The following is a 12483-nucleotide window of genomic DNA, read 5'->3' as shown; positions in this document are numbered from 1 at the left end:
CCAACTCCTTTATCGGTATACCACACTCTTGAAACAGGCGCACATATCTGCGCACCGTGTTGCGGGAAAGCTCAAAGCTCCTGCTTATCTGCTTTATCCCCATCCCCAATGCGTAACATTGGAGGATGTTTGCTATCTTTGTTGTCATAGTAGAAATGATTTTATCCCACCGGTCAAGACGGGAATCAAATCTACGAAAAATCCCCTGCCGGGCATTGCCAAGCAGGGGTATTTTTATATTGGAATCAAGGGGGTAGGATTATTTTAGCACAAGGGGGCAGAATCGCTTGGTTTTAGGGGGCAGCTTACACTGGATTTTCCATCAGGGCTTCAAACATCCCAACGGTGAAATACACCACCCAAAGAAAAAGGGCACACGGAACGGCTATAAGGGCGCGTAATACTGTTTTGATAATCTTAATTGGTTTCATGACTGTTGATGTTTTTGAATCTAATGCGGATTTGAGAGTGGAGGGAGTGAGTTTCTTATCTTAATCTGCCTCTCGTTTATCCGACATTTTTTTTATGCGTCTTTCGGTCGTATCGGTCGTTTCGTTTCAGGGGCTTTTCGGTGTAGAGGTTAGGACGTACAAGGTTTTGACGAAAAATACCTCGCAACCGCAGGGCGCAGGGAAGATTTTTTGCCAAATCGCAAGGCTTGACCTTGTACGTCCGTGAAGACCTCGTAAACACCTTTGCACCTGCAACGTAACGACGCACGATACGATTGGAAGACAGCAAATATGGAGGTAAACGAATTATTAGGCAGATTCGAGAAAGTAAGAATAGTGCCTGCGCTATTCGCAAGTATGGATCGGGGAACCCCGACCTGAAAAAAAAGAAAAGCTCTCCGTTTCTAAATGAAGCGGGGAGCCTTAATACGGTTAACCGTTGTTAGGGGAAAGACGAAAGGACGATAAAAATAAAAGCAGGTTTTAAGCCTGCTTTCTATCGTTGGTTATAATCTTCTTAGTCGCTATTTCATATTTAGCTAACTTTCCGTTGATATTCTCCAAATGGACATATTTACGCCCTACCATAGATAGTTGTTCATTCGGCTGACTGAATATATACCCATACCTTTCACAATATTTGGCGTAAGCCTTTATAGCGTCTTCAAAAATCGAGGTTTCCATAAAAAGAGTATTGTTGTCCACAAATATAAGTAAATCTTTTGCCATATCCGATATTTGATGTATATTTGCATAGAGTTGTTTGACGAGATGCAAAGCGCAGCAGTTCAGCGCAGTTACATTGTCGCTAAATCGTTACCAACAATTTTCTTTCTCACTACTCAACGCTGTCATTCAGACAGATACGCAAAAGTTTCTTATCCGTGGCAAAGATAATATGATATTCTAAGTATAAGTGTAACATATGTGACAAAGCCCAACACACATATCCGGATATTTGCTTTTACGTAAAATAACACTTGTTACGACTATGCTAAAAACCTCAAAAAAAGTAAAAAGGTTTTGCTTCTATACCATTGTAAACTAACTTTGGGAATCAACTTTTAAATGAATTAAAGCATATGAAAAAATTAATCTTATCTATTGCACTATGTTGTGCAGCTACGAATTTCTTTGCGCAGAATGCTGACCCTGCCCAGTTGGTCAACGATGGTAAGGCTGCTCTTGAAGCTAAAAATTACCAGGAAGCTTACACAAAATTTAGTACTTATCTGACACAAACAAACAACCAAGATTCCGTAATTGCATATAACTGTGGCGTTTGTGCCGATAAGATAAAGAAACCTGCCGAAGCTTTGAAGTATTTTGATATTGCTGTACAGAAAAAGTATAACTTGGCAAATGCTTATATAGGTAAAGCCGGTGCTTTGAAAGATTTGAAGAAAAATGATGAGTATGTTGCCACTTTAAAGGAAGGGCTGGAAGCAAATCCCGGTAATAAGACATTGACTAAATTGTATGCCACTTATTACGTAAATCAAGGTATCATGGCGCAGAAAGCCAAAAAGATGGATGCAGCCGAAGAAGCATTTAAACAAGCCATAGCTATCCAAGCAGATAATGTAAATGCACTTAACAGTCTGGGTTCTTTGTATTATAGTAAGGGTGCCAATACCATGAAAACAGATGTAGAAAAAGCAAAAGTTGAATTCAAGGAAGCCAAAGAATATTTGGATAAACTTATTCCATTGCTCTCTGCAGACAAACCAGCTCAAAAGAAGATGATGGATAATGCAAAAACGATGTTGAACTTCATCGACAGTCAATTGAAATAAAAGACTCTCCTATATAAAAAAGAGGCAGATATCAATTCAGATATCTGCCTCTTTTTTAATGTTATGAAATGATTATTTAGTTCTTTTCAGTACAACAGCTGTACGTGCCGGTATGTAAAGCTTCAGCCACTCCTTCTTGTCTTTTTTATAAAGCGGATCGTGGATGGTAAAATGTTTGATGGTATCATCCGTCAAACCATTACCGCCATAATCTGGATTATCTGTATTCAAAATAACTTCATAAGTTCCGGCAGGAACCAAGAAACCGTAATCAGTAAAAGACTGCTTAGGGTTGAAGTTGAATACAAAAATCAAGTCCTTGCGCATATAGGCCAATACCTGGTCACCGTCATTATGCCATATTTCTTGGACCGGAGTAGCCTGGAAGTTCTTTATGCTTTTTACAACTACCAACATGGCAGCATCAAAGTCACCCATATAATGATATGCCAGATTCTTGTTGTCCACCAAATCCCATTGACGGCGGGCATATTTACAAGACCAACCGTTACCTTCACGGGGGAAATCAATCCATTCCGGATGTCCGAATTCATTGCCCATAAAGTTAAGATAACCGCCATTGATAGTAGTCGCAGTCAGTAAACGTATCATTTTATGGAGAGAAATGCCTCGATTTACGGTATAGTTCTCGTCTCCTTTCTGCATGTGCCAGTACATATCCGCATCAATCAAGCGGAAAATGATGGTTTTATCGCCCACCAAAGCTTGGTCATGGCTTTCCGCATAGGAGATGGTCTTTTCATCTTTGCGGCGGTTGGTCACTTCCCAGAACATGCTGGATGGCTTCCAGTCTTCATCTATTTTCTCCTTGATTGTCTTAATCCAATAATCGGGAATATTCATGGCCATACGGTAATCAAATCCGTAGCCGCCATCTTCATATTTTGCCGCCAGTCCGGGCATTCCCGATACTTCTTCGGCAATGGTGATGGCTTTGGCATTGACCTGATGGATAAGCCGGTTGGCAAGTGTCAGATAACAAATGGCATTGTCGTCTTGATGTCCGTTGAAGTAATCTCCATAATTACAGAATGCTTCTCCCAAACCATGACTATAATATAACATGGAGGTTACTCCGTCAAAGCGGAAGCCGTCGAAATGATATTCTTCCAGCCAGAATTTACAGTTAGACAGCAGGAAGTGAATAACTTCGTTCTTGCCGTAATCAAAGCAAAGTGAATCCCAAGCTGGATGTTCCCGACGTCCACCGGGATAGAAATATTGATTAGGATCACCGGCAAAGTTACCCAAGCCTTCCACTTCATTCTTCACAGCGTGTGAATGGACAATATCCATGATAACGGCAATCCCCATACTATGGGCTGTATCAATCAACTCCTTCAGTTCTTCCGGAGTACCAAAACGGGAAGAAGCGGCAAAGAAACTGGAAACATGGTATCCGAAGCTACCATAATAGGGATGTTCCTGGATAGCCATAATCTGTATGCAGTTGTAGCCTTCTTTGGCGATACGTGGAAGAATCTTTTCCTGAAATTCCTTATAGCTACCGACCTTTTCCTCCTGCTGAGACATACCGATATGGCATTCATATATCAATAAAGGATCTGTAGATGGCTTGAAAACCCGCTTTTTCATTTTATAGGGTTTCTCCGGAGCCCAAACCTGGGCACTGAATATTTTAGTCTGTTCGTCTTGTACGACACGTGTAGCCCATGCAGGAATGCGTTCACCGCAACCACCGTCCCAATGTACCATCAGCTTGTACAAGTCACCGTGTTTCACGGCATCAGCAGGAAGCTTGATTTCCCAATTACCGTTTGCTTTACGCTTCAAGCTATATTTTTTTTCTTCTTTCCAATCGTTAAAAGTTCCGACCATAAAGATTTGGGTTGCGTTAGGCGCCCATTCACGGAAAACCCAACCATCGTCAGTACGATGCAGGCCGAAATAGAGGTATCCGGATGCAAAATCAGACAAGGTTAGTTTTCCTTTGTTGGTCAATTCCGATTCTTTGTCTATGGCATGTTGATGACGTCCGTTGATGGCATCGGCAAAAGGTTCCAGCCATGGGTCATTCTTGATTAAATTCAATGTTTCCATAAAGAGGATGAGTTTTGGATATTTGATAAATTTACGCTTTAACTTTCACAATTATTTTTTTTACACCGTCAGGGGTAATACCCGGAGCATGCCCGTCCTGAGGGAAAAAGATAGCAAACATTCCGGGCTTCACTGCAATATAGTCCTCCGCCAGTCCTTCAAAAAAAGTGATGTCTTTTTCCGCATTGTAAGGAGCATCAACCGGAAGGCAGTCTTGGGCGGCGGTATAACCCATTATCTCCGTACCGGACAAGGGTATTTGAATGTCAATATAGTCTTTATGGGTTTCCAGTTTGGCATTTTCTTTTTCTTTTGGGTTTGTCTGCGCCACGTTGACCAGCAAGTCCTTTCCTTTCAGTTCGGTCTTGCCGATTTCCAAAGAGTGCAAGTCATGTGATTTTAAAAAATCAATGGCCTGCTCAAACAGAGGATGCAGCAAAGTATATTTTTCTATGTTTTCAAGTCTGTCTATAACCATAATTCAAATGTTTTAAGTTAGTTATATAGGTAAATTATTCAAAGTCGTCTATGGTGTAATTCACAAAATCAGAAAAACGCTTCATCTGCTTGAAGATGTCGTCTGTACGATCCAAAAAGTCTGGAGCAAGAAAGAAGCTGTCCGGCTGGCAGCAGGCAACCGTATACTCTTTACACTGAAGGTATTTCAGATAGGGATAGTCCTTTGGAAATCCTTTTGGAGCTGTTTTTAGAAAATTCTCTCCGATGACGGGAAAGTATTGCTTGAAAGCAGGATCTTCCACTATACTGCGAAATTCATCTATATTGTCGTGTACCGCTTGTCGCAGAGCTCTTAACAAGGGCGGGGGAGGACAATAACTTCCACCGGCCAACAAGCAGTTTCCCGGTTCCAGATGCACGTAATAGCCACAATGGTCGGATTTCTTTCCTTTCGCATTGATATATCCTCCCAGATGTGTCTTGTAGGGAGTTTTATCTTCGGAAAAGCGTGTATCACGATAAATACGGTATGTACAGTCCTTTGCTTCTATACCACGGATGCTTTCATCAAATAAAGAGATACGGGAGATAATTACTGTAAGCAAGTTTTCAAACTCGCTGCGGGCGACTTCATACTGTTCCCGGTGAGAATTGAACCATTCACGATTGTTGTTTGCAGACAGTTCTTTCAAAAATTGAAATATAACAGGGATATTCATATCATATTCTTTCCTTATTATCTGCCAAATTTACGGATAATATTTCTAACATGCTACAAAGAAGGGTAAAAAAAAAAGCATCGGCTCTGGTAAACCGATGCTCCTTACACATTTATCAATCAAACAGACGCTTCTGTTTTTGATGTACTTACTTATCACAAGCGGGTACGTCTCTTTTAATTAATCTTATATCTAATACTATGAAAAACACATTTATATAACACAACAAATTGGAATTTTGTTCATGCAGATGAGGATAACTTTAGCATAAAAAAATGGGTGGGTCATTTTATTCTGCATCCGGTTTGCACTATCTTTGCAAGAAAATATGTAGAATATGGCCGAATATAAATTTGATGAAGATAGCGTTAAAGCGCTGATAGCTTGGGCAAAGAGCACATCTTTCCCTCAAAGTGTAACATTGTCTGATGCTGAGAACATAGTGGATGTGAAACGTTTTGTGCAAGCTAACCTGAGTGACATAGATGCACATTATCCTGATGATTTTTATAATCCTGCCATCACGCGGCTATATCGGCTGAAGGAATATATGGAAGAGAACAAATAAAGACTTGGCACTGATTATGCGGAAAACCACGAAGCGATTAAGAAATCCGTGTTGTTCTGCATAATCAGTGCCAAATCTAATAAATCACCAGAGTTGTGATTCCGTTATAGCTTTATCTTAAGTATCTTTCCTCCATATCCTTCGACGGCCACATTAGTAGCCTTATAGGGAAGCAGACTTATGTTTTCTTCTTTTCCGCTGAGCAGCTCCGTAGCTTTGTACTGGTCCATCTGCGGTATTTGCAGGAAGTCAAAAGCATGAGAAGGAATATTTATGGCAAGGTCTGCCGAGATATGGTCGAAGTTCACGACGAACAGCAGCAGGTCTCTCTCAAATTTGCGCAGGAATGTATATTGCTTATGTTCATTAAAGCGCCATCCGTTGACATTGGCATACATCAAATCGAAGAAAGCCCCCTGAGAGATGGCCTTTTCTTCATTGCAAAGAGTCAGTAGCCGTTTATAAATGCTGTATAGGTGTTTCTGGTCCTCCGTCAGCATCTTGCCGTCGAACTTGCCGCCATTGCGCCAACGGCGGATAGTATCTACACTCCAATAGTCAAAGATGGTTGTACGTCCGTCCCGACCGCTGAAACCTTCACTATCCATGCCCAGCTCACCAAACTCCTGACCGAAATAAATCATCATCGGATTGGTGTTCATGCAAGCTGACACAATGAGTGCCGGAATCGCCTTGCGCGGGTTACTGGCAAAAAAGTCGGAAGCGATACGTTGCTCGTCATGGTTTTCCAGAAAGTTCAGCATGCGTTTTTCTATACCTCCCAGACTTTGCCAGGAACGGGTGATGGCAGTTGCCGATTCATACCCGCAAGTAACAGCCCGCAAGGTATCATAAAGTCCTACTTTGTCGTATAAATAATCAAACTTGCCACGGAACAAGTAATTCTTGTATTCTCCCGGGTTATAGACTTCGGCTATAAACAGCAGGGAGGGATATTGCTCCTTTACCTGCGGGATTGCCCATTCCCAGAACTCTACGGGAACCATTTCGGCCATATCACAACGGAAACCGTCTATATTCTTTCCCGCCCAGAACAGCATGATATCCAGCATCTTGGTCCATGTGTCGGGAATGGGGTCGAAATGGCAAGTCCCGCCGTTCTGATAATCCACTCCATAATTCAACTTTATAGTTTCGTACCAATCGGTGATGTTTGGATAAGCGTCAAAACGGTTGTTTCCGGTAGCTTTTGCCGGAAACTCCCTATAAGGTTCGGCGGCTGCACCTTTCATGTCAAATTGGCCATGCAGTTCCGATTTCGGGATATAATAGAAGTTATTATATGGGCTGAACGCATAATTGGTATCATCGTTTGAACCCAGTTGTGAAGTGCCATCCGGCTGGGCATCCGAGTGATATTGACGGGCTACGTGGTTGGGAACAAAATCTATGATAACCTTCAGACCGCTACGGTGAGTGCGCTGCACCAGATTCTCAAACTCTCTCATACGCTCCGGTACGTCCTTGGCGAGATCCGGATCGACATCATAGTAGTCCTTGATGGCATAGGGAGATCCGGCTTTACCTTTCACAATGGCCGGATGGTCGGGTTGGATATTGTGACGGCGGTAGTCAGTTTGCGTAGCATGCTCGATGATGCCCGTGTACCATATATGTGTAGCGCCAAGCTTCTTGATTTCTCCCAACGCCTTGGCTGTAAAGTCAGCCATCTTGCCGCATCCATTTTCGGTGATGCTGCCATTATTGATGCAGTGGTTATTGTTGTTTCCGAATAGTCGGGTGAACACTTGATAAATAATCAATTTGTTTTCGTCGTTCATTTCTTTGTTTTCTATGTTATAGAATGGTTGTTTTATTCTTTCCAAATGCTGCCTTTGTCTATGAGCAGACGTTCCAATATATCATTGGTCGTATTATATCCCTGCATGAATATCTCCTCCGCCTTTTCCAGCTCTGTATTGCTGTATCCCTCCAAGTTATAAGGTTCTATCAGCAAATCAGCCTTCTCGCGTTCAGGAAAAGAGTTGGAGCGGAACATAAAGTTATAGGAACGTAAGGCAATGCTCACAATGTTCATTTTATACTTGGTTGCCATCAAAGGGCTGACATTCACGGCAATCACTTTTTCGCATATGCGGCGGAGGGTAGAGACAGGCAGGTTCATCAGCAGGCCTCCGTCCACGTAATGGGTGCCGTCTATATTGACCGGGGCAAACAATACCGGCATGCAACACGAAGCTGCTACGCGTTCGGCGATGTCCCCTTTATGGAAATGTACCAGACGTCCGTGGTCCAGGTCAGTAGCTGTAATAATCAGAGGGATTTGCAGTTCTTCCAGTTTCTTGGATTTCAGATTGCTTTTCAGGAAATCGATGAACTCTCCCAATTCAAATAATCCGACTTTGGGAATCACCAGTTTGGTCAGGTCCTGAAACTTGTGCCCGGCAAAGTAGTCAAGAACTTGATGCGGTTCATTGCCGTCGGCGTAGAATACCCCGGCCAAGGCTCCGGCACTGACTCCGGAAAGTATATTGGGCTTGATGTCATGTTCCAATAAAGATTGCATGGCACCCAAATGGGCAAAGCCTTTGATGAAACCGCCGCTTAAGGCAAAACCTATTGGATATTTTTTAGTGAACCAGTTGTTCGTTACTACTTCCATGTTGAAAATATGATATATTGTTCGGCACGAAATTAATGATTTTATTGTAGGGAGAAAGGAAAATAGCGGAAAAAAGTTCAAAGTATTAAGAGAAAAGTCTTCTCTATTAAGGAGAAAGTTTTTCTTAGTTAGGGAAAAAGTTTTTATCAGTTAAGAAAAAACTTTGTTTATGGTTTGCGGATGTCTATCCCAAGCCTTGGGATAGACATCCGCAAACTGGGGATATGTATCCGCAGTGTGCGAACAAAGTTTTAGGATTAAGGGATACTGTTTGAGAATATACGCTTAATTTTTTGCGATTGCTTTCAGCAGTACATATCCTCCGAACCACTGAATCAGCATGCCCGGAATGCCCATACGGAAATCTTGCACAGCCAGAAAGAAATTACCGCACAGCGCCCATTCAAAGGCCGTACCGATAATTTGATAGGAGAGAACCACGCCCAGCAATGCCAATAAAGAGATATTCTTGGCATAGCGTGCAGCAAGAGCGGCGGCTCCGACCAGCAGACCGGACTTTATAAGTATGGCCGGCAACACGGCTGCTGCAGGCATGGCAAAAAGCAGATGATTGATGACCGGCGACAGGATAGCCGTCAGCAGACCTACCTTGAAACCATATTTATAAGCAGCTATCAGTGTGAAGAAATAGATGGGAAGCAACGTCGGACCGCCTGCCGGGACCAGATGGCAGAGTTGCGGCAAGGCGATGTTTCCTGCCACGAACAGCAGGGCGAATAGATAGGTCTTTACGTTGCCGAAAGGCAGGGAATAAAGTTTTGCAGATGTTTCCATTTGTATAATATTATGCATTAATTGATAAATCTATTTTTAGTATGACTATTTAAAACAGAAAAGGTTTAGTCAAATCTTCACCAATTCATATTTCATGGTTCCCAATCCGATTTTCTCGGCATGGCGCAACCCGGCAAGCCAGTCCGTGTCGGGGTGCATCAAGTGGAATTTGTCGCATCCGCACAAGTCATCATGCTCGTGTGCCGTGGCGAGGCAATTGTTGCCGTGCAGTATCGGGGCTTGGATGACCATATCTGCACATGCCTTGTCCAGTGCAACCGGGTCTGCCGAAGCCAGGATGCCGAGGTCGGGCACGATGGCGGCATCGTTGTGGTTCCAGCAGTCGCATTCGGGAGATACGTTCATGATGAAGCTGATGTGGAAATGGGGCTTACCCATAACGACAGCGAGGGCATATTCCGCAATCTTGTAGTTCAGACGCTCGGAGGTATCTTCGGCTCCCATCACGGCACCGTCGTGCTGGCAGAGGGCTACGCACTGTCCGCAACCTACGCATTTGGTGTAGTCTATTTCTGCCTTGCGGCTGGTATTGAGGTGCACGGCGTCGTGTGCGCAATGCTTCACGCAGATGTTGCAGCCTATGCAGTTTTCTACGTCAATCTTGGGTTGCGAGGCGCAGTGCAGTTCCAGCTTTCCGCCTACGCTGGCACATCCCATGCCCAGATTCTTCAAGGCGCCGCCGAAACCGGCTTGTTCGTGCCCCTTGAAGTGGTTCATACTGATTACAATATCGGCATCGGCTATCGCTGTGCCGATTTTGGGTGCCGGACAATATTCCCCGTTCAGAGGGATTTCGCGGTAGTCCGTTCCCTTCAGTCCGTCGCCGATAATGACCTGGCACTGGGCCGAGATAGGGTTAAAGCCATTCTCCATCGCACTTTGCAAGTGGTCTACAGCATTGGCACGACGACCGGAATACAGCGTGTTGCAGTCCGTCAAGAAAGGTTTGGCTCCCAGGCTGCGGAGCAGGGTTGCCATTCGAGCTGCATAATTGGGACGCAAGTATGCCAGGTTTCCGGGTTCGCCGAAATGGATTTTAATGGCAGCAAAGCTATCTTTCAAAGGAAGTTGCTCGATGCCTGCCCTTTTCAGCAAGCGTTCCATTTTATCCAAAAGATTGGATGTAGGGGAGGTACGCAAATCAGAGTAGTATACTTTTGCTTTTTCCATGTGTTTTTACCTATTTATAGTGATAGTATCTGCAAAAATAACGGATTATTTCCATATTAATAGGTATATGGCTAAAAAAAGTAGGGAAATCCCTTTTGACAAATAGGGGGATAATAAGAGGTCTATCCATGTTTCTGCCTACCTTTGTGGCAACTAAAAACTCGATAAGATGAAAACAATCAGACTAATTATTGCGGGACTGGTAATGACGATGGGATTCAGCAGTTGTTCCAGTTTGTTTTATGATGCTAAGGTAGATGTGTTGAACAGTATCCAGAAGGGGATGAGCAGGCAGGAGGTCACCAAGATATTGGGAACTCCAGAGTATCGCCGCTTCGACCGGGATATAGAAGAATGGGAATATTCCAGAGTGCTGTCCGGTAAAAGTAATATCAGCCGAACTCAGATTGTCGTGACTTTTGAAGGTGGGAGAGTCGTTGCAATGGACTCATTCTCCGGAGAGCCACGTACGTTGCCGGTTGTTCCCAGTGAAGTAGTGATAGATTCTCCAGCTCCGGTTTATGTCAGGGGGATGCACCCCGAAGACTTCCGGCATTTTTATGAAAAAGTGAAGTCCCGCCCTTTCAAGGATGATCAAATCGAAATGATGAGAACTGTTGCCCGAAACAACAGTCTGAACTGTGTGCAATGTGCCAGTTTGATGGCACTATATACTTTTGATGACGACAAGATGAAAGTCCTCAACATATTCGCTCCCAATATCGTAGATCCGGAAAACTACGAAGCGATTTTAGACGTCATTGATTCACTGTTTAAGAAAGACGATGCCAAGAAAATTCTGGGCATACGCTATTAAGAAGCAGACATGTCGAAACGCATTGTCCGTTGGTGCCAAACACATGATGTATCGGAGGCTGACAGATAATGCGTTTAAGGTAAACAGATAATGCGTTTCGACGAGCTCTTATTCCGATAAAGGAAAGTGCCATAACGGACCGTTCCCGTGCCCTATATTCATGTCTTTCCCCCGGTTTATCGCAGTACCGATATACTCTTTAGCCTTGCAGACCGCTTCATCGAGTTTGTTGCCACCGGCAAGAAATGTAGCTATGGCAGAGGAAAGGGTACACCCTGTGCCGTGCAGGTTACGGCTCTCTATTTTGGGGTTGGAATAGAGGATGCATCCGGATGGCAGGATGTCAGCCCTGGCAGAAGGTTGCCGGCAATAAAGCACGTCGCACATGTCATTATCCTCTAGATGTCCGCCTTTGACGAGAATAGCGGTGTTGTATCTGCAGGATAATTCCTGTGCCGCTTGTCGCATCTCCACAGTACCGGTAATGGTTTGCCCCCAAAGCAGGCTTGCTTCATTCAGGTTGGGAGTAATGAGGGTGCATAGCGGAAACAGTTCCGTCTTAATGACTTGTATGGTTTCTTCGGTCATCAGTCGCCGTCCGCTGGTCGATATCATGACGGGGTCATAGACTATACACTCCGGAGTATAAGTCTGAAGACAATCGACAATGGTGGTCACAATACCGGCATCATGTACCATACCTATCTTGACGGCATCCGGCCTTAAATCATCCATAACAGAGGTGATTTGTGCCTTAACCATATCCGCAGGTATCGGATAAACCGATTGTACTCCCAGTGTGTTTTGTGCAGTAACAGCCGTGATGACGGAAGCGGCATAACCTCCCAAAGCGGAAATGGTCTTTATGTCTGCTTGTATGCCTGCACCGCCCGAACAGTCGGAACCGGCAATGGAAAGGATAATAGGGGGAAGCATGAAATAATTAAAAATTAGAAATTA

At 43.8% G+C, this 12483-nt stretch carries 14 protein-coding genes; 3 read left to right on the top strand and 11 right to left on the bottom strand.

Going from position 1 to position 12483, the window contains the following annotated elements; genetic code table 11:
* The 3 genes from CSD97_RS15085 to CSD97_RS15075 form a co-directional block, all read right to left on the bottom strand.
* On the bottom strand, positions 1–148 hold a 148-nt coding region (locus CSD97_RS15085), incomplete at its 3' end, for a helix-turn-helix domain-containing protein (protein ID WP_143272432.1).
* Between the two features lie 157 nt (positions 149–305).
* Positions 306–431: a hypothetical protein gene (locus tag CSD97_RS19210; protein ID WP_272203525.1), complete on the bottom strand. Its 126-nt coding sequence runs from the start codon at positions 429–431 to the stop codon at positions 306–308.
* 504 nt (positions 432–935) lie between these two features.
* The gene (locus tag CSD97_RS15075) at positions 936–1181 is read right to left on the bottom strand and encodes a hypothetical protein (RefSeq protein WP_098032632.1); all 246 of its coding nucleotides are present in this window, start codon (positions 1179–1181) and stop codon (positions 936–938) included.
* 353 nt (positions 1182–1534) lie between these two features.
* Here CSD97_RS15075 and CSD97_RS15070 point away from each other — a divergent pair, with 353 nt between their 5' ends.
* Positions 1535–2248 carry a hypothetical protein gene (locus CSD97_RS15070; protein WP_008664631.1) on the top strand — a complete coding sequence of 238 codons (714 nt, stop codon included), beginning with the start codon at positions 1535–1537 and terminating at the stop codon, positions 2246–2248.
* 72 nt (positions 2249–2320) lie between these two features.
* Here CSD97_RS15070 and CSD97_RS15065 read toward each other — a convergent pair whose 3' ends face one another.
* The 3 genes from CSD97_RS15065 to CSD97_RS15055 are packed head-to-tail and all read right to left on the bottom strand — an operon-like array spanning position 2321 to position 5508.
* Positions 2321–4330 (bottom strand): alpha amylase C-terminal domain-containing protein, encoded by a 2010-nt coding sequence (locus CSD97_RS15065; RefSeq protein ID WP_098032631.1) that lies wholly within the window; start codon positions 4328–4330, stop codon positions 2321–2323.
* A gap of 31 nt (positions 4331–4361) precedes the next feature.
* A complete protein-coding gene (locus tag CSD97_RS15060; RefSeq protein ID WP_005825575.1) occupies positions 4362–4808 on the bottom strand; it encodes a YhcH/YjgK/YiaL family protein in 447 nt (148 codons plus the stop codon).
* A 34-nt stretch (positions 4809–4842) separates the two neighbouring features.
* Positions 4843–5508, bottom strand: coding sequence for a DUF2461 domain-containing protein (locus CSD97_RS15055; protein WP_008664625.1), 666 nt, complete (start codon positions 5506–5508; stop codon positions 4843–4845).
* Positions 5509–5845: 337 nt separating this feature from the next.
* Between CSD97_RS15055 and CSD97_RS15050 the strand changes: the two genes are divergently transcribed.
* Positions 5846–6076 (top strand): hypothetical protein, encoded by a 231-nt coding sequence (locus tag CSD97_RS15050; protein WP_009038443.1) that lies wholly within the window; start codon positions 5846–5848, stop codon positions 6074–6076.
* Between the two features lie 104 nt (positions 6077–6180).
* On the opposite strand, the gene CSD97_RS15045 is transcribed toward CSD97_RS15050, so the two are convergent.
* From CSD97_RS15045 to CSD97_RS15030, 4 genes are all read right to left on the bottom strand, one after another.
* A complete protein-coding gene (locus tag CSD97_RS15045; protein ID WP_005825570.1) occupies positions 6181–7878 on the bottom strand; it encodes an alpha-amylase family protein in 1698 nt (565 codons plus the stop codon).
* 32 nt (positions 7879–7910) lie between these two features.
* The gene (locus CSD97_RS15040; protein ID WP_025835328.1) at positions 7911–8720 is read right to left on the bottom strand and encodes a patatin-like phospholipase family protein; all 810 of its coding nucleotides are present in this window, start codon (positions 8718–8720) and stop codon (positions 7911–7913) included.
* A gap of 285 nt (positions 8721–9005) precedes the next feature.
* Positions 9006–9515, bottom strand: coding sequence for an ECF transporter S component (locus CSD97_RS15035; protein WP_173675117.1), 510 nt, complete (start codon positions 9513–9515; stop codon positions 9006–9008).
* A gap of 69 nt (positions 9516–9584) precedes the next feature.
* Positions 9585–10706 carry a DUF362 domain-containing protein gene (locus CSD97_RS15030; protein WP_098032630.1) on the bottom strand — a complete coding sequence of 374 codons (1122 nt, stop codon included), beginning with the start codon at positions 10704–10706 and terminating at the stop codon, positions 9585–9587.
* Positions 10707–10875: 169 nt separating this feature from the next.
* On the opposite strand from CSD97_RS15030, the gene CSD97_RS15025 reads away from it, so the two are divergent.
* Positions 10876–11523, top strand: a complete 648-nt coding sequence (locus CSD97_RS15025) for a DUF4476 domain-containing protein (protein ID WP_005825555.1) — start codon at positions 10876–10878, stop codon at positions 11521–11523.
* A 108-nt stretch (positions 11524–11631) separates the two neighbouring features.
* On the opposite strand, the gene thiD is transcribed toward CSD97_RS15025, so the two are convergent.
* Positions 11632–12459 carry a bifunctional hydroxymethylpyrimidine kinase/phosphomethylpyrimidine kinase gene (gene thiD / locus CSD97_RS15020; RefSeq protein WP_098032629.1) on the bottom strand — a complete coding sequence of 276 codons (828 nt, stop codon included), beginning with the start codon at positions 12457–12459 and terminating at the stop codon, positions 11632–11634.
* Positions 12460–12483 lie beyond the last annotated feature (24 nt).

Source organism: Bacteroides sp. AR29 (genome assembly GCF_900217715.1).
Lineage (GTDB): Bacteria > Bacteroidota > Bacteroidia > Bacteroidales > Bacteroidaceae > Bacteroides > Bacteroides uniformis.
This window is presented reverse-complemented; position numbering and strand designations above follow the sequence as displayed.

Coding starts and splice junctions, on each gene's coding strand:
- CSD97_RS15075 (WP_098032632.1), bottom strand. CDS start 1,181: ATGGCAAAAGATTTACTTATATTTGTGGACAACAATACTCTTTTTATG.
- CSD97_RS15040 (WP_025835328.1), bottom strand. CDS start 8,720: ATGGAAGTAGTAACGAACAACTGGTTCACTAAAAAATATCCAATAGGT.
- CSD97_RS15030 (WP_098032630.1), bottom strand. CDS start 10,706: ATGGAAAAAGCAAAAGTATACTACTCTGATTTGCGTACCTCCCCTACA.
- CSD97_RS15055 (WP_008664625.1), bottom strand. CDS start 5,508: ATGAATATCCCTGTTATATTTCAATTTTTGAAAGAACTGTCTGCAAAC.
- CSD97_RS15045 (WP_005825570.1), bottom strand. CDS start 7,878: ATGAACGACGAAAACAAATTGATTATTTATCAAGTGTTCACCCGACTA.
- CSD97_RS15060 (WP_005825575.1), bottom strand. CDS start 4,808: ATGGTTATAGACAGACTTGAAAACATAGAAAAATATACTTTGCTGCAT.
- CSD97_RS15070 (WP_008664631.1), top strand. CDS start 1,535: ATGAAAAAATTAATCTTATCTATTGCACTATGTTGTGCAGCTACGAAT.
- CSD97_RS15025 (WP_005825555.1), top strand. CDS start 10,876: ATGAAAACAATCAGACTAATTATTGCGGGACTGGTAATGACGATGGGA.
- CSD97_RS15035 (WP_173675117.1), bottom strand. CDS start 9,515: ATGGAAACATCTGCAAAACTTTATTCCCTGCCTTTCGGCAACGTAAAG.
- thiD (WP_098032629.1), bottom strand. CDS start 12,459: ATGCTTCCCCCTATTATCCTTTCCATTGCCGGTTCCGACTGTTCGGGC.
- CSD97_RS15065 (WP_098032631.1), bottom strand. CDS start 4,330: ATGGAAACATTGAATTTAATCAAGAATGACCCATGGCTGGAACCTTTT.
- CSD97_RS19210 (WP_272203525.1), bottom strand. CDS start 431: ATGAAACCAATTAAGATTATCAAAACAGTATTACGCGCCCTTATAGCC.
- CSD97_RS15050 (WP_009038443.1), top strand. CDS start 5,846: ATGGCCGAATATAAATTTGATGAAGATAGCGTTAAAGCGCTGATAGCT.